Genomic DNA, 17,055 nt, shown 5'->3' with positions numbered 1-17,055 from the left:
CCGGGCTTCCGCATGCACATCTCGCCCGCCGATACCCGCCCCGCTCCGCCCGACCTGCGCCTGCGCCTCGAAGCGCTGGCCAGCGGCCGGCCACCGCTGCCTGGTTTGGCCCTGCACCACGCCACCCTGCAGCGCGTGCGCGACGTGGCCCGCAACCTGACCGGCCGGCTGGGCAAAGACAGCCATTCACCCATTCACCCCTTCACCCATTCACCCATTGGCCTGCTCACTGCCCTGGCCTACCCCGACCGGCTGGCCCAACGCGAAACCCACGACCGGCTGCGCCTCGTGACCGGCCAGCGCGTGGGCCTGAACACCACGGACGTGGACCCGCAGGCCACGTTTTTCGCGGTGGCGCACCTGGCGGGCACGGCCTCGGCGCCGCGGGCCACGCTGGCCGCGCCGCTGGGGCAGGATGAGCTGGAGCTGGCTTTTGCCGACCAGATTACGACCACCGACGAGGTGCGCTACGACCCCACCACCCAGCGCGTGACCGGCCGCCGCGTGCGCCGCCTGGGAGCCCTGCTGCTCGAAGAAAAAGTCATCGGCCAGCCCGACCCGAAGCTGGTGGCCCAGGCCCTGCTGGCCTACTTGCAGGAAGCCGGCGTGGGCAAGCTGAACTGGACCGATGGGGCCCGCCAGCTGCAGCAGCGGCTGGCGTTTCTGCGGCAGCATTTCCCGGCCACCGAAAGCACAGAGCCGGAAAAGCAGTGGCCGGCCTTCGATGACGACACCCTGACCCGGGAGCTGGCCGAGTGGCTGGGCACGCACCTCACCGGCCTCAAAACTCTCGACCAGGTGCAGCGCCTCGACCTGTTTGAGCCGCTGCTGTCCCGCCTGCCCGGCGGCTGGAACCAGCGCCAGGAACTGGACCGGCTGGCCCCGGCGGCGCTGGAAGTGCCCAGCGGCTCGCACATTACCCTGAACTACAGCGACCCCGCCGCGCCCGTGCTGGCCGTGAAGCTGCAGGAGCTGTTTGGCCTCACCGAAACGCCCACCGTGGCCGCCGGCCGCGTGCCGCTGCTGCTGCACCTGCTCTCGCCGGGCGGCCGGGCTGCGCAGGTCACGCGCGACCTGCGCAGCTTTTGGGAGAAAGGCTATTTCGACGTGCGGAAGGATTTGAAGGGCCGCTACCCCAAGCACCCCTGGCCCGACAAGCCGATGGAGCACATTCCCACCAAGCTCACCAAGAAGCGGTTGGGCCAGTAGCCCGGGCTGGCTGGCCAGCCCGGGCAGTCCAATGTTAAGTTTTGCTTTGCGGAGGTAACAATTACGTAATCTGGCCTACCGATTACGTAACTTCAGGGAGTGAAACACTTCTTCCCGCTGCTACTGCTCCTCGCTTCCTGCCTGGCCGCCCACGGCCAGGGCGGCGGCGCGCCCGTGGGCTGGCTCAAGCTCAGCGCCGACCTGCCCCTGCGCAACCGCTGGAGCCTGTATTCGGAAGTAGAAAGCCGCCAGGGCAATGCCCAGCTGGGCGGCCAGCAGCTGGGCCGCGTGGGCCTGCGCCTGCACGTAGCGCCCAGCTTCAGCCTCACTACCGGCTACGTGCTGGCCGCCAACGACTGCGGCCCGGCCAATGCGCCCAAAGCCCCCGAGCACCGCTTCTACCAGGAAGTGATGCTGACCGATGTGAGCGGGCCGGTGCGCGCCAGCCACCGCCTGCGGGCCGAGGAGCGGTGGCTCCGCCCCACGCCGGAAGCGGCCTTCCGGTTTGCACCGCGCCTGCGCTACCAGCTGCGGCTGGTGCTGCCGCTGCACGCGGGCGGCCGGCTGCCGGTGGGCGGCATCTACGCCGTGGCGGCCGATGAAGTATTTGCCGGCCTGGGCGTGCACAGCCGCAGCAGTTTTCTCGAAGAAAACCGGCTGAGCGCCGGGCTGGGCTACCGCGCCAGCCGCCGCACCACCGTGGAGCTGGCCTACCTGCACCAAAGCCAGGCCGGCACGGCCGGGTATGCGCTGGCTCGGAATGCGGTGCAGCTTGGCGTGGCGGTGGCGGCGCCCACCCGCGTGGCGCTGGTGCGGCGCCCGGCGGAGTAAGGTCCCGGCCCGGCCGGCCTTAACGCATCTCGTTGTCGTCCAGAAAGTTCTTGCCGTCGGTGCGGGGCGAGTAGTGGCGGTGCAGCCAGCGGCTGAGGCCCCCGAGCCCCGGCAGCAGCACCCGCTCCGTAATGTTGGCCTGGTCGAGCTTGTCGCGCACTTCCCACTTGAGCCGGGCCGGCAGCATGATGCGGAAGTAGAGGTCGGGCCGGTCGGCCAGCCAGTCGTGCAGCACGCTCTGGGCCGTGCTCATCAGCGAAAACAGCGCGTACTGGTGCACAATGCGGGCATCGAGGCTGGGCGGCTCCAGAAACAGCACGTAGGGCTCGGCTTGCAGCTCTTCCAGCTCGCGCAGGCTGCTGCTCACGGGCTGAAGCAGCTCGGAGGTGAAGACGTTGGAGCCTTCGGCCTGCAGGGCCTGGCGCAGGCGCTGGGGCAGGTGCTCGGCGGCCTTCACGTAGTTCAGGGCCCAGATAATGCCGTCTTCGTGGTAGGCCGACAGGTCGTCGGTAGCAAAATGCAGGGCCACGTAGGGCGAGTACGTCCAGTCGAGCAGGCGGGTGGGCAGGCCGTGGTGCTGGGCCAGGGCCAGCCAGTCCCAGGTGCTGGCCGTGGTGCCCGGCAGGCCGGTTTCGCGGGCATACTTGCGGAAGTTGCGCAGCAGGTGGTGCTCCAGCTTGTGGTATTCGCCCCCCAGGCGCTGCAAGCTGGTTTCGAGCTGGAAGTGGCGCGAGCGACCACCCCGGTACACAAACGGCGAGCGAAACCGCCCGATGCGCGCATCCCAGGTGTCCTGAAACAGCAACCGCTGCAGGTCTTCCCAGGAAGTGGCTTCGTAGTCGTTGGCTGAAAGTGGCATGGGGCGAAGATACGCCGGGCCGGCAGCAGCTGCGGTTTTAAGAATTCGTTAAAAAAGAACGGTCATACTGCGCGCAGTATGACCGTTCCGGGTCCGCTTAATCAAACCAACCGCTTACTCACCGGCCGGAAAATCGGCCGCGTCGCCCATGGCGGCGTATTGCTCCAGCTCTTTGCTGAGGGTGGCAAACTTCTCGCGCGCGCCTTTCACGGCGGCTTTGCCCAGGGGCAGGTGCAGGGGCGGGTTTTCCATCTGCACTACCTCGTACATGGCATGGGCGGCGCGCACGGGGTCGCCGGGCTGGCGGCCGCTGTAGCCCTCAATGCCGCGGATGTTTTCGCCCACCGTGGGCTGGTAGTCATCGATTTTGGTGTTGGCAATGGTGGCCGACTCGCCGGCCCATTTCGTGCGGAAGCCGCTGGGCTCGATGTTGGTCACCTTAATGCCCAGCGGGCCCACCTGCTGGCTCAGGCTCTCGCCAATGGCTTCCAGGGCAAACTTCGAGGCGTTGTAGATGCCCACGCCGGGGAAGGTTTTCAGCCCGCCGATGCTGGTGATGTTCAGCACGTGGCCCGAGCGCTGCCGGCGCAGCTGCGGCAGCACGGCCCGCAGCACGTGCAGCGCCCCAAACACGTTCACGTCGAACTGGCGCTGCACTTCCTCGGCGGGCACTTCTTCAATGCTGCCCATCGAGCCGTAGCCGGCGTTGTTCACCACCACATCGAGCTGGCCGAATCGGGCAATGGCATCGGCAATGGCGCTCTTGACGGTGGCCTCGTCGGTCACGTCGCACACCAGGCCGAGGGTGCGGCCATCGGCTTTTTTGGTAAAGGCATCGGCCTGCTCAGGCTTGCGGAACGTAGCGGCCACGCGGCCTCCTTTTTCGAGCACATAGTCGGCCAGGGCTTCGCCGAAGCCGGACGAAGCGCCGGTAATAAACCAGGTTTGGTTGGTGGAATCAGGCATAAAATTTCAAGCGGTAAAATGGGGAGTGCTTAAGACGGGCTGAGACGGCGAATTGTTTGCGCCGGCCCCTGTGACGGGCGCGGGCCAGAACCGGCGATTGATTTTTCTGGCCGCAACCCAATTCCCCGCCGTATCTTTGACTGGCAAAAGGCACCAAACCCCAACTCCTTTTGCCATGGCGGATTCCGCAACCCCCAAAATTGCCTTCGAGGCCCTCACCTACGACGACGTACTGCTGCTGCCCGCGTACTCCGAGGTTTTGCCCCGCGACTGCGACACCGGCACCCGCCTCACCCCCAACATCCGGCTGCAAACCCCGCTGATTTCGGCGGCCATGGACACCGTCACGGAGTCGGACATGGCCATTGCGCTGGCGCAGGAAGGCGGCCTGGGCATCATTCACAAGAACATGTCCATCAAGGCGCAGGCCGAGCAGGTGCGCCGCGTCAAGCGCAGCGAGTCGGCCCTGATTCAAGACCCCTTCACCCTGCCGCCTACCGCCACCCTGGCCGATGCCCGCCAGCTCATGCGCAAGCACAACATCGGCGGCATTCCGGTGGTGAACGGCGGCCACGTCCTCGAAGGCATCCTCACCAGCCGCGACCTGCGCTTCGAGAAAGACATGAACCAGCCCGTCACGACGGTGATGGTGCCCCTGGCCCGCCTCGTCACGGCTCCCGCCGGCATCACGCAGGCCGCCGCCGAGCAGCTGCTCACCGATAGCAAAGTCGATAAGCTGCCGCTGGTAGATGCCGAAGGCCGCCTCGCCGGCCTGATGACCTACAAGGACATCCGCAAGCGCCGCCGCGCGCCCAACGCCAGCAAAGACCACCTCGGGCGCCTGCGCGTAGGGGCCGCCGTGGGCGTCACCGCCGATTTGCTCCAGCGCGTAGCCGCCCTGGTCGAAGCCGGCGTGGACCTGGTGAGCCTCGACACCGCCCACGGCCACTCCAAAGGCGTGATGGACGCCGTGCGCGCCATCAAGGCGGCCCACCCCGGCCTCGACGTGATGGCCGGCAACGTGGCCACCGAAGCCGGTGCCCGCGCCCTGGCCGAAGCCGGCGCCGATGTGGTGAAGGTGGGCGTTGGCCCCGGCTCCATCTGCACCACGCGCATCATTGCCGGCATCGGCGTGCCGCAGCTCTCGGCCGTGCTGGAAGCCGCAAAAGGCCTGGCTGGCACCGGCGTGACGCTGGTGGCCGATGGGGGCATCAAATTCTCCGGCGATGTGGTGAAAGCCCTGGCCGGGGGTGCCGCCGCCGTCATGGTGGGCTCGCTCCTGGCCGGCACCGAGGAAGCCCCCGGCGACCTCATCATCTACGAAGGCCGCAAGTACAAGTCCTACCGCGGCATGGGCTCCGTCGAGGCCATGGAGGACGGCAGCAAGGACCGGTACTTCCAGGACGCCGAAGACGACGTGAAGAAGCTGGTGCCCGAAGGCATTGTGGGCCGCGTGCCCTTCAAGGGCAACGTGGCGGAAGTTATTTATCAGCTGGCGGGCGGGCTGCGCGCCGGCATGGGCTACGTAGGGGCCGCCAACATTGAGGCGCTGCAGGCTGCGCAGTTTGTCCGCATCACCGGGGCCGGCCTGCGCGAAAGCCACCCGCACGACGTGCAGATTACCCGCGAAGCGCCAAATTATTCGAGCCGCTAGTCTGGCCTTGGCAGGCGCTATTTTTCAGGCAGAAGCGTTGGCGCAGGCTGATGCTTCTGCTTAAAAACGGACAAAAGCCATTATTATTGGGTTTAGGCAAGGGATTGTATCTTGCAACCCAGTTGAGCGTTTGTAAAGACGCAACGGGCTGGTAGACTTGTGTTTTTCCTGGTTTTTGTCTGTGCGTCATCCGCTACTATATCTTGTTTTTCTGCTCGCGCTACTAAGCGGTGGCTTGGTGATGTTCAGCCTCTTAGGCGCTGCTGCGACCGGCCCACACGCCTGGACCGCCTGGCTGCTGCTGGCGGCCGACCTGGGCGTTGTGCTGCTGCTGGCCGCGCTTTTCTTCAGGGCCCCGGCCGGGCGGGCCGATAACTCGGCCTCGCTGCGCCAAAACGAGATTCAGAACCTGCAGCACCTGGTGCAAATCATCCAGCGCGGCCAGACCTCGGCCGATGTTTACCGCATCCTGCTCGAATCGGCGGTGGAAACCGTGCAGGCCGATGCCGCCTGGCTCGACCTCGAACCGGGCCACGCAGCCCCCGACGCCGGAGCCATTACCCAATACCACAACACGTCGGCCGAGTACACCGACGACCTGCGCGCCCGGCTGCAACGCCATAATTTGCCGGAAGGCGAGTTCATTACCAACGACCTCAATATCCGGTCCGGGTTCGAAGGCATCCCCCAGCGCTTTCGCTCGCTCATCCAGCTGCCGTTGCGCGGCCTGCATTTCAACTACGGCACGCTCTACCTGCTCAAGCTGGAGCCTCATAGGTTCAGCCAAGCCGATTTAAGCATTCTTCAAACCTTCACCAGCCAGGCGGTGCTCAGCATCGAAAACCTGGAACTGGTGCGCACCTCGCTCGATACGCAACGCACCCAGGAGGAACTGAAAATTTCCTTTCAGGTGCAGGACAGCCTCATCCCGAAGAACCTGCCAACGGACAACTGGTTCGAAATCAGCTCCCATTCGCTGGCGGCCCGCGAAGTAGGCGGCGACTTCTACGATTTTCTGCACCTGCCGGGCCGGCGGCTGGCCGTCATCATCGGCGATGTGAGCGGCAAGGGCGTAACCGCCGCCTTTCACATGGCCCAGATGAAGGGGATTTTCCACTCCCTGATGCAGGAAAACCCGCTGGCCAAGAATGAGCGCGACAAGTTCCCGGTGCCCAGCAAGTTCATGGCCCAGGCCAACATGGCCCTCGTCCACTGCCTCGAAAAGTCTTCTTTCATCACCTCCTCGCTCTACATCATTGACTACGAGCAGGGCGGCTTTGTGTTTGCTCGCGCCGGGCATTGCCACACGCTGTACTACCACGCCCTGCGCGAAGAGGTTTTCTACTTCGACTCAGCGGGCCTGGGCCTGGGCATTATTCGGAACGAGAGCTACGAGAAACACATCAAAAACCAGTTTTACGACTATAGCCCCGGCGATGTGATGGTGATTTACACCGACGGCATTGTGGAAGCCCGGGGCGGCAACGGCACCGACGAATACGGCGAGGACCGCCTGAAGCTGCGCCTCGAAGAAAGTTATTTCCAGAATGCCGAAGACATCAAAAGATACATCCTCGACGACCTCAACGCGTTTACTTCCGGCTTCCCCATTCACGACGACCAGACCCTGCTCGTCATTAAATTCAAGTCGGCCCAACCCCTGCCCGGGGCCTGACGTATCGCCCTCACTATGAAAGTTACCGCGCAACCCTCCGCTGATACGCTCACCCTCCTGCTCGACGGTGAGCTGGACGCTAGCTCTGCCATTGTTCTTGATACTGAGCTGGCTAAACCCGACATTCTGAATTTCCGCAAAGTCCTGATTGACTGCGCCAAGCTGAGCTACATCTCGTCGGCGGGCCTGGGCGTGTTCATCTCGCACCTGCAGCGCTTTCAGGATGCCAACGTAAAGCTCGTATTCTTCAACATGCAGGAAAAAGTATTCAACGTATTTGAGATTCTGGGGCTGGATGCGCTGATGACCATCGTGCCCAGCGCCACCGAAGCCGAAGCCGCCTAGTGAAGTGTTAAGTTTTGAATGCAGAGGGTTAAGTTGATGAATGGCCTATGCCCTTTTGCTCAATACCAACCACTCAAAACTTAACCCTCAACATTCAAAACTTCTACTTCTAAAGTGAAATCTGTCCTCCGCGTTGCCTGCTCGCGCACCCACCTGCAAGAGGTGCGTGATTTCGTGCGCAACTACCTCAGCAGCCGGCAGCTGTCGGATGTGACGGTGAACCAGGTGGTACTGGCCGTGGACGAAGTGGTGGCCAACTTCATCATTCACGCCAACGGCGAGGACGAAAACCAGTTTCTGGACCTCACGCTTGCCATCGACCAGCACGACCTGAACGTGGAGATTGCCGACAACGGCGACACCATTTTTCTGCCCGGCCCGCACCAGAGCCCCGATCTGCGTGCCTACATTCAGCAAGGCCGCAAGGGTGGAATGGGCATGGCCCTGGTGAACCGCCTGATGGACCGGGTGGAATTCTTCACCCGCGGCAACCACACGGTGTGCCACCTCAGCAAGCACCTGGCCTAACCAACAGCTTTCTTATGACAGCAGGCCGCCCTGCTGAGCCGGCCGAAGCCGCTCAGCAGGGCGGCCTGCTTTTTGCACACGGCCGGTCCGATGCCAATGCTGTTTCCGACCGGAAATTACTTAATTTCGCATCGGTAATTTTATGCCCGCTCCGCTGGCTTCCTGATAAGCCAGCTTTTTTGTCTCCTTTCTTTTAATATGCACAAACGCATTCTGTATGCCAGCGCGGCCGTTGCTACGCTGCTGGCTGGTTGCCAGGCTTCCAAGCCAGCGGCCTCGACCGCTACGGCGGCTACGGCTACCGGTCCTGCCGTCGAAACCCTGGGCACGTACCCGGTGCCAGCCAACGAGTTTGCCTACGTATATCGCAAGAACAACAGCTCGGCTCCCGATTATGGCACGCGCCAGAGCGTGACCGATTACCTGGACCTCTACACCAATTTCCGCCTTAAGGTACTGGAGGCCGAGCAGCGCGGCCTCGACACCACGCAGGCCTTCAAGCGCGAGTTGGACGGCTACCGCCAACAGCTGGCCCAGCCCTACCTCACCGAAAAAAGCGTGACCGACCAGCTGGTGCGCGAAGCCTACGACCGCATGGGCCAGGAGGTAAATGCTTCGCATATCCTCATTCGCGTAGCGCCCGATGCCACGCCGCAGGACACGCTGGCCGCTTACCAGAAGATTGAGAAAATTCGCCAGCAGGCGCAGTCGGGGGCCGATTTTGGCCAGCTGGCCCGCACCGAAAGCGAAGACCCTTCGGCGAAGGAAAACAGCGGCAAGCTGGGCTACTTCACGGCCATGCAGATGGTGTACCCGTTTGAAACGGCGGCCTACAAAACGCCGGTTGGGCAGGTGTCGCAGCCGGTGCGTACGCGCTTCGGCTACCACATCATCAAGGTGAACGACAAGCGCACGGCGCAGGGCGAAATCAAGGTGGCCCACCTCATGATTCGGTCCAATGCCAATGCGCCCAAAGCCGACTCGCTCACTGCCAAAAAGAAAATTGACGAGCTCTACAGCCGCCTGAAAAAGGGCGAGAACTGGGACAAGCTCGTGGCGCAGTTCTCGGAAGATGCCGGCTCAGCCGCCAACGGGGGCGAGCTACCGCCCTTCGGCACGGGCCGCATGATTCCGTCGTTTGAGGAAGTGGCGTTTAAGCTGCAAAAGCCCGGCGACATCTCGGCTCCGGTGCAAACGCCCTACGGCTGGCACGTCATCAAGCTGATTGAGAAGCAGCCGCTGACCAAGTTTACCGACCTGGAATCGGGCCTGAGAAGCAAGGTGGCCAAGGACTCGCGCTCGGAACTCAACAAAGCCGCCTTCCTGAAGCGGATTCGGCAGGAAGACCAGTTTTCGGAACTGGCTGTTGCCAAGGCCTACGCCTTCAGCAAAGCCGATACGGCGCTGGTGGCTGGCCGCTACAAGTATGTGGCTCCTACCACGATGGCCAAGGCTGCCAAAGGCACTGCCAACGACAATTCCACCCTGTTCACTATCAAGGGCAAGCCATATCTGGTGAAGGACTTCCTGGCTTACGTGCAGCAAAACCAGCGGCCCCGCACGGGTGCGCAGCCGGCTTTTGCCATGCAGCAGCTCTACGACCAGTACGTGGAGCAGTCGCTCACCGACTTTGAGAAAAACAGCCTCGACACCAAGTATGAGGACTACCGCATGCTGGTGAAGGAATACCGCGACGGCATCCTGCTCTTCCAGCTCATGGATGAGAAAGTGTGGAGCAAGGCCATTGAGGACACCGTGGGCCTGAAAAAATACTTCTCCGAGAATCAGGCCAAGTACCAGTGGGACCAGCGCGTGCAGGGCACGGTCATCAGCGCGGCCACGCCGGTACTGCTGGCCCGCGTGCAGAAAGAGCTGAAAGGCGGCCGGTTTGCCCTTACCAAAAATGTACCCAAGCAAATCGTGTTTGCAGGGGGCGCTTCGCTGCCGAAAGTGGGCACGATGGCCATCGATGACATTGCCAAGCGCATGGCGCAGGACCCCACGATGGCCGTGACCCTGACGGGCCGCGTGAAGAAGGGCGAAAAAGCCTCGCTGGCCAGCGCCCGCGCCGATACGGCCGCCATCAACCTGAAGCGCCGCGGCATTGAGGCCAGCCGTATTCGCAAGGTGGTGCAGAAAGCTCCGGCTGCCGAAGCGACTGTGCTGGTGGCCCTGACCAGCGGCAGCCCCGCCGCCATTGAGGCCGACCTGAACGAGCAAAATCCGCTGTCGGTGCAAATCAGCCAGCGCATCTTCCAGAAAGGCGACAACAAGGTGATGGACGACCTGATGAGCAAGGGCCCCGGTACCTACACCGTGCAGAAAGACGGCCGCTACTACGCTGCTACCATCGACAAAATTCTGCCGGCTGGGCCCAAAACCCTGGCCGAAGCCCGTGGCCAGGCTACCTCCGACTATCAGACCTACCTCGAAAAGGAGTGGATTGCCCAGATGCGCGCCGCCAAGCCCGTGAAGGTGAACGAGGCCGAAGTGAGCAAGCTGGTTACGAAGTAGCCAATGGGTGAATGAGCGAATGGCTGAATGGGTGAATGGCTCCTGAACATTCACCCATTCAGCCATTCGCTCATTCACCTGTTTACGAAACCCTGCAACCATCCGGCAGGCGCGCGGCTCCTTGTTTTTGTCTGCCGACGGATTTATCATGAAATTTGTGCGCCCGTTTGCGTGTTAGCTGCTCACGGCTATGGCGCTGGCACCTTGCCAACGGGCGTTAATTACTCTTCTATGCTTGTTAAAGTGAATCGCGCAGTGGCATCGGCCCTGCTTACGGTGGCGTTATTGCTGGGCCTCGCGCCCGCTTCCCAGGCGCAGCTGGGCATCAGCCGGCCCAAGGGCCAGCAGCTGCTCGACGGCATTATTGTGAAAGTGGATAACCAGATTGTGCTCCGCTCCGAAGTCGAGCTCATCTACGCACAGGAAGTGGCCCGCGCCGAAGGCAAGCCCCTGCCGCCGGATTTGAAATGCAAAATCCTGCAAAGCCTGGTGCTGAACAAGCTGATGCTGGCCCGCGCCGAGGTGGATTCCGTGACCGTGACCGACCAGCAGGTGAACAATGAAGTGGACCGCCGCATGGCCTACTTCGTGCAGCAGATTGGCTCCGAAAAACGCCTCGAAGAGCAGTACAACAAGCCCATCAAGGCGCTGAAAGACGACCTGCGGCCCCAGATTAAGGACCAGCTCACGCAGCAGAAAATGCAGGAAACCATCACGGGCAAAGTGGCCGTGACCCCGCGCGAGGTGTCGCAGTACTTCACCAAAGTGCCCAAAGACAGCCTGCCTTACTTCAGCACGGAGGTGGAGGTGGGCCAGATTGTGATTCCGGCCCAGGTGAACGAGAAGGCCAAGCAGGCCGCTATTGCCAAGCTGAACGACATTCGGGCGCAGGTGCTGGCCGGGGCCGACTTTGCCACGCTGGCCAAGCAATATTCCGAAGACCCGGGCTCGGCCAAGGAGGGCGGCTACCTGGGCTTCTTCAAGCCCGGCGAGCTGGTGCCCGAATACGAAGCGGCATCGAAAAAGCTGGAGCCGGGGCAGATGTCGCCGGTGGTGCAGTCGCAGTTTGGGTTTCACCTCATCCAGTTCATTGAGCGCAAGGGCACGTCTTATTCTACGCGCCATATTCTACTGAAGCCCGAAACCGGCACGGCCGACGCGGGCGCTTCGGCAGCCATGCTCACCAAGCTGCGCCGCCAGATTCTGAGCGACAGCATCAGCTTTGCCAAAGCGGCCAAGGACAACTCGTCGGACAAGAACAGCAGCGGCAACGGCGGCCTGATTCAGAACCGGCAGGATGGCAGCACGCGCCTGCCGCTCGACAAGCTCGACCCCGCCATCTTCTTCACCATCGACACCATGAAGGTGGGCCACATCACCCCGCCCCTGCCCTACCGCACCGACGACGGCAAGGACGCCATGCGGATTCTCTACCTGAAGTCGAACACCCCGCCCCACCAGGCCAACCTGCAGGACGACTACCAGAAAATTGCCGCCGCCGCCCTCAACGAGAAGAAAAACAAAGCCCTCGACGAGTGGTTCCTCAAAAACCGGGGCACGGTGTACCTGGAAATTGCGCCGGAGTACGCGCAGTGCAAGGTGCTGGACGTGGCGGAGAAGTAACTTAATTCCACATCTGTCATCCTGAGCGCAGCGAAGGACCTTCTCACGGAAGCGCGATGTGCAGTAACTACTGCCGCAAGCGTGACAAGGTCCTTCGCTGCGCTCAGGATGACAGCTTTTTTAGCTTAGCTCATTTCTATCAATGGCTCAATTCCAAAACGACAAAGAAGCCGCTGATGCCCTGGCCGCCTCCTTCCAGAAGCTGCGCCAGGAAATCGGCAAGGTCATCGTGGGGCAGGATGAAGTGGTGCGGCTGGTGCTCACGGCCGTGTTTTCGCAGGGCCACAGCCTGCTGGTGGGCGTGCCCGGCCTGGCCAAAACCCTGCTGATTCAGACCATTGCCGACTCGCTGGACCTGTCGTTCAACCGCATCCAGTTCACGCCCGATTTGATGCCCAGCGACATCGTGGGCTCGGAGACGATGAACCAGCAGCGGGATTTTCACTTCGTGAAAGGCCCCATTTTCGCCAACATCATTCTGGCCGACGAAATCAACCGGACCCCGCCCAAAACCCAGGCCGCTCTGCTCGAAAGCATGCAGGAGTATGCCGTGACCGTGGCCGGCCAGCGCTATCCGCTCAGCCGCCCGTTCTTTGTGCTGGCCACGCAAAACCCCATCGAGCAGGAAGGCACCTACCCCCTGCCCGAAGCGCAGCTCGACCGGTTCATGTTCAACATCGAGCTGGGCTACCCCAGCTACGCCGAGGAGCTGAACATCGTGAAGAATACGACTTCCAACATCAGGCACACGGTGAATAAAGTGCTCCACGCGGCCGATATTCAGGCCTTTCAGGAGCTGGTGCGCCGCGTGCCGGTGGCCGACAACGTGGTGGAATACGCCGTGGGCCTCGTGCACAAAACCCGCCCCAACACCGAGCGCGCCCACGCCCGCACCAACCAGCTGCTGGAATGGGGCGCCGGCCCCCGCGCCTCGCAGCACCTCATTGTGGGGGCCAAGTGCAACGCCCTGCTCAACGGAAAATATTCGCCCGACATTGAGGACGTACGCGCCGTGGCCGTGCCGATATTGCGCCACCGTCTCGTGCGCAACTTCAAAGCCGAAGCCGAAGGCATCGGCGTGGAGCAGATTGTGAAAGAACTTCTTTAGAAATGTTGAGTTTTGAATATTGAGGGTTGAATGCACCAAAACGCACCTCCCCAAACTCAAAACTCAACCCTCAACATTCAACACTTTAAAAGTGGAAGCCCAAGCCTACTATCAGCAATTTGAGCGCAATGTGCGCATCATCCTCGACGCCCTGGCCGCCGGCCTCGACCTGCGCACCACGGCCCTCGAAACCAGCCTGCCCATCGAAGTGTACGTGCTGTGCGAGGTGCTGAACCAGGGTGCCGGCGAGCATTTCACGCTCTCGGCCAGCGGCGTGGCCCGGCTGGCCGAATTTCAGCAGCAGTTCATGAAGCACGAGGGCCAGACGCTGGCCGCCATGCAGCACGTGCTGGCCGACAAGCGCAGCACCATGCGTACGCCCGAGGGCCGCGTGCTGACCAAGGAGATGCTCATCCGCCGCCTCGAATTCTTCAACGAAGCCGCCCGTCAGGTGAACGTGATGCGGACCCAGCAGGCGCTCGGCAGCCCCAGCCAGTACGTGGGCGTAAACAAGTAGCCGACCAGGCCATTCTGCGAAAGGCCGCTTCTGGGCTCAGAGGCGGCCTTTTTTATTTTTTTCCGCATTGAGCGGCTCTGTTTCGGGGCTTTCGCCGTATTTCGCTGCCATGCTGTCCCGCGCTCCGCTCCTCACTGCCCGCCTCTGCCTGCGCCCCTACGAGGCGGCCGATGCCGACGCCTTCTTCGCCCTGCTCCACGCCGACCGGCCCCGGTTTCAGCCCTCCTTTCCCGACCGGCTGCAGGCGGTGCGCTCCGTGGCCGACGCGCAGGTGGCCCTGCGCGCCTTCGCCGACGACTGGCGCACGGGCCGCTTCTACGTATTCGGCATCTGGCACCGCGCCACGGAGGCGTACATCGGCGATATCTGCATCATGCCCCAGCAAAAGGGCCAGGCCGAAATCGGCTACTACCTGGCTGCGGCGGCCGAGGGCCAGGGCTTCGCCCGTGAGGCACTGGCGGCCATCATCGACTTTGGTTTCGGGCCGCTGGGCAGCCAGCGCCTGCTGGTGCGCTGCTTCCTGAGCAACGAGCGGGGCCAGGCCGTGGCCCGCGCCGTGGGCTTTGTGCCCGAGCCCCCGCCCAAGCGCCCGCTCTGGTTCCGCAACGCCGATGCCATGAGCCGCATCTGCCGCCTGTGGCTGGAGCGTGTGTAGCACATGCGTATGCCACGTCTTATTGCCCGACTCGAAGGTGCCGCCTCACGTTGGCCAGCCACCATTCCTGCCGGAAATTTAAATATACTCCGAAGGAAAAATCTAGCAGCCGCGCGTTGAAATCGTAGAGCGGCTCGACGCGTACGGTGAGAGCGGCGGCATCCGAGATACGGAAGTCGCGCATGAGCCGCACCAGCAAAATCTGCCGGTTACGGTCGATAAAATCCGGGTTCGACACCGTGCGCGAGATACTCTGATACAGGTCACCCCCCAGCGGCGACACGAAACGCGAGCCCTGCCAGTAGCTCAGCATCACGTCGGCGTAGTGGGTTTCGAGCGTGCCGTTCAGGTACAGGCCCCGGCCGTAGCTGAACGGCAGTTGGCCGTTGGTAATGGAGTTGTCCTGGAAGCCGAGCACGTAGCCGTTGAAGCGAAAAGTCTGCACTTTGGCCCCCGTGACGGTGCGCCGGGCCTCAATCCCGATGGCTTCATTGAAGAGCGTCTGCAACGGCTTATTCAGCGTATCAATCTGCCCGCCGTGGTGCGTGGCCGTGAACTGGAACGGCACGGAAACCTGCCAGGGGCTGGTGGCCTGGCTCAGAGTGTAGCGACTGACGAGGCCACCGGCTATTTCCTCCTGATAGTCGCTGTAGCGGTACTGCTGGCGCTGCCAGTCCACCCACACTTCCAGGGCCAATTTATTAGTAACGTAGCGGTATTGCAGGCCTTCCTCCAGCGGATTGAGCATAACCCGCTCAAAATTGAACAGCGGCTCGATGTAGCCATGATTGAGCTGCGCCTTGATATTACCCAGAATAAACTGGTGGTACGCCTCATCTTTCCCCACCGTCCAGGTAGCCCGAAAAGTTGGGCGCACTTGCTTCAATTGCGGATTGCCAAAGTCCTTCCACAGAAAAACGCCGCCTTCCAGCCGAAAGCCCTGGGCCGGATAGTAAACCAGTTGCGGATTGAACTGCGTACCAAAAAGCGTGTACCCATCGACAATTTTATTGAAATACTCGTTGTCTTTGAAGAAAGTGAATGAGCTGGCTGAAAACCGGATATCGCCTGGATTATAGGAAAACAACTGCGAACGATGAAACGACACATCGGCCGCCAGCTGCGGAGGCTGCCAGGCGTGAGACGTGTCAGCAGGGGCATTTTGGGCATCTCGCTCCAACTGTCTGCGCCCTGGCTCGGGGCTGGTAAACGCCGAATTATCCAGCTGCGCCCGGGCATCTTCCACTCTAATTAGCACAGCCACAAGGCCAACTAAAATTTTTAGATAATTCCTCATATATTTCCGCTTTCTACGGCACGTTTCCGGTAGGCAGTGTGTTAGAAAAAGCCGCCGCAAAACGGCCCGATTAGGTCTTTTAACAAGAATAGATTTATTCGATTGCGACCCGGCCAAAACCGTTAACTTTACCAAACCTAACCCGTTTTTCTTAAACACCCCCACATGGCACTAGCTACCAAAGCGGCTCCGAAAGCCGAAAAAGCAGAGAAGGGCGAAGTGAACACCGCCGCCGAAAAAATGAAAGCCCTCCAGCTCACGCTGGACAAGCTGGATAAAGCCTATGGCAAAGGCACGGTGATGAAGCTCTCCGACAACAAGGTGGGCGACATTCCGAGCATCAGCACGGGTTCGCTTTCGCTGGATATTGCCCTCGGCATTGGCGGTGTGCCCCGCGGCCGCGTGATTGAAATCTACGGTCCGGAATCGTCGGGTAAGACCACCCTCACGATGCACATGATTGCCGAGGCGCAGAAGAAGGGCGGCATGGCCGCGTTCATCGACGCCGAGCACGCCTTCGACAAATCGTACGCCGAGAAGCTGGGCATCGACACCAGCAACCTGCTCATCGCCCAGCCCGACAACGGCGAGCAAGCCCTCGAAATCGCCGACCAGCTGATTTCCTCGGGTGCCATCGACATCATCGTGATTGACTCCGTGGCCGCCCTCGTGCCGAAAGGCGAACTCGAAGGAGACATGGGCGACTCGAAAGTGGGCCTGCACGCCCGCCTCATGAGCCAGGCCCTGCGCAAGCTCACCGGCACCATCAACAAAACCGGCTGCTGCTGCATTTTCATCAACCAGCTGCGCGAGAAAATCGGCGTGATGTTCGGTTCGCCCGAAACCACTACCGGCGGTAATGCCCTGAAATTCTACGCCTCGGTGCGCCTCGACATCCGTCGTATTGGCCAAATCAAAGAGGACAAGGACAACGTGACCGGCAACCGCACCAAGGTGAAGGTGGTGAAGAACAAAGTGGCGCCGCCCTTCAAGGTGGTCGAGTTCGACATCATCTACGGCCAGGGCATCAGCAAAGTCGGTGAGATTGTGGACCTGGGCGTCGACATGGGCATCATCGGCAAATCGGGCTCGTGGTTCAACTACGGCGACACCAAAATCGGCCAGGGCCGCGAGGCCGTGAAGACGCTGCTGCTCGACAACCCCGAGTTGGCCGGCGAAATCGAGGGCAAAATCCGCGACATGGCCAAGGGCGATGAGGACGTGATTCCCGTGGACATGACCATCGCCGACGACGGCGAAGACACGCTGTAAGG

General features: G+C 61.8%; 15 protein-coding genes. 12 read left to right on the top strand and 3 right to left on the bottom strand.

From position 1 onward, the window contains the following. Nucleotides 1-1,209, top strand: a 1,209-nt coding sequence (locus ACYVHT_RS20115) for an ATP-dependent helicase C-terminal domain-containing protein (RefSeq protein WP_460556330.1), incomplete at its 5' end; no start/stop codon positions are given. A gap of 99 nt (nt 1,210-1,308) precedes the next feature. Next, the gene (locus ACYVHT_RS20110; protein WP_460556328.1) at nt 1,309-2,040 is read left to right on the top strand and encodes a DUF2490 domain-containing protein; all 732 of its coding nucleotides are present in this window, start codon (nt 1,309-1,311) and stop codon (nt 2,038-2,040) included. A gap of 19 nt (nt 2,041-2,059) precedes the next feature. On the opposite strand, the gene ACYVHT_RS20105 is transcribed toward ACYVHT_RS20110, so the two are convergent. Together ACYVHT_RS20105 and ACYVHT_RS20100 are read right to left on the bottom strand one after the other, a co-directional pair. Beyond that, complete coding sequence (locus ACYVHT_RS20105; RefSeq protein ID WP_460556326.1) at nt 2,060-2,899, bottom strand: FRG domain-containing protein; 840 nt, start codon at nt 2,897-2,899, stop codon at nt 2,060-2,062. Between the two features lie 114 nt (nt 2,900-3,013). Beyond that, nucleotides 3,014-3,865, bottom strand: coding sequence for a Rossmann-fold NAD(P)-binding domain-containing protein (locus ACYVHT_RS20100; RefSeq protein WP_460556324.1), 852 nt, complete (start codon nt 3,863-3,865; stop codon nt 3,014-3,016). 175 nt (nt 3,866-4,040) lie between these two features. Here ACYVHT_RS20100 and guaB point away from each other — a divergent pair, with 175 nt between their 5' ends. The 9 genes from guaB to ACYVHT_RS20055 all read left to right on the top strand — a co-directional run bounded on the left by guaB (nt 4,041) and on the right by ACYVHT_RS20055 (nt 14,484). Beyond that, complete coding sequence (gene guaB, locus ACYVHT_RS20095) at nt 4,041-5,519, top strand: IMP dehydrogenase (protein WP_460556322.1); 1,479 nt, start codon at nt 4,041-4,043, stop codon at nt 5,517-5,519. Between the two features lie 241 nt (nt 5,520-5,760). Next, nucleotides 5,761-7,194: a PP2C family protein-serine/threonine phosphatase gene (locus ACYVHT_RS20090; RefSeq protein WP_460556320.1), complete on the top strand. Its 1,434-nt coding sequence runs from the start codon at nt 5,761-5,763 to the stop codon at nt 7,192-7,194. 15 nt (nt 7,195-7,209) lie between these two features. Continuing rightward, on the top strand, nt 7,210-7,539 hold the full coding sequence (locus ACYVHT_RS20085) for an STAS domain-containing protein (RefSeq protein ID WP_208176131.1): 330 nt from the start codon (nt 7,210-7,212) through the stop codon (nt 7,537-7,539). A gap of 114 nt (nt 7,540-7,653) precedes the next feature. Next, complete coding sequence (locus ACYVHT_RS20080) at nt 7,654-8,067, top strand: ATP-binding protein (protein ID WP_460556317.1); 414 nt, start codon at nt 7,654-7,656, stop codon at nt 8,065-8,067. A gap of 198 nt (nt 8,068-8,265) precedes the next feature. Beyond that, nucleotides 8,266-10,581 carry a peptidylprolyl isomerase gene (locus ACYVHT_RS20075; RefSeq protein WP_460556314.1) on the top strand — a complete coding sequence of 772 codons (2,316 nt, stop codon included), beginning with the start codon at nt 8,266-8,268 and terminating at the stop codon, nt 10,579-10,581. Nucleotides 10,582-10,824: 243 nt separating this feature from the next. Beyond that, a complete protein-coding gene (locus ACYVHT_RS20070) occupies nt 10,825-12,204 on the top strand; it encodes a peptidylprolyl isomerase (protein WP_460556311.1) in 1,380 nt (459 codons plus the stop codon). Between the two features lie 142 nt (nt 12,205-12,346). Next, a complete protein-coding gene (locus ACYVHT_RS20065) occupies nt 12,347-13,312 on the top strand; it encodes an AAA family ATPase (protein WP_460556309.1) in 966 nt (321 codons plus the stop codon). Between the two features lie 91 nt (nt 13,313-13,403). Then, a complete protein-coding gene (locus ACYVHT_RS20060) occupies nt 13,404-13,829 on the top strand; it encodes a hypothetical protein (protein WP_460556306.1) in 426 nt (141 codons plus the stop codon). Nucleotides 13,830-13,938: 109 nt separating this feature from the next. Beyond that, on the top strand, nt 13,939-14,484 hold the full coding sequence (locus ACYVHT_RS20055; protein ID WP_460556303.1) for a GNAT family N-acetyltransferase: 546 nt from the start codon (nt 13,939-13,941) through the stop codon (nt 14,482-14,484). Nucleotides 14,485-14,503: 19 nt separating this feature from the next. Here ACYVHT_RS20055 and ACYVHT_RS20050 read toward each other — a convergent pair whose 3' ends face one another. Next, a complete protein-coding gene (locus ACYVHT_RS20050; RefSeq protein ID WP_460556300.1) occupies nt 14,504-15,571 on the bottom strand; it encodes a hypothetical protein in 1,068 nt (355 codons plus the stop codon). A gap of 450 nt (nt 15,572-16,021) precedes the next feature. Here ACYVHT_RS20050 and recA point away from each other — a divergent pair, with 450 nt between their 5' ends. After that, nucleotides 16,022-17,053, top strand: a complete 1,032-nt coding sequence (gene recA / locus ACYVHT_RS20045) for a recombinase RecA (RefSeq protein ID WP_460556332.1) — start codon at nt 16,022-16,024, stop codon at nt 17,051-17,053. Nucleotides 17,054-17,055 lie beyond the last annotated feature (2 nt).

The sequence above is a fragment of the Hymenobacter daeguensis genome, assembly GCF_054780555.1.
Note: the sequence above shows the minus strand (reverse complement) of the source record. Positions and strands in the feature narration are given on the sequence as shown.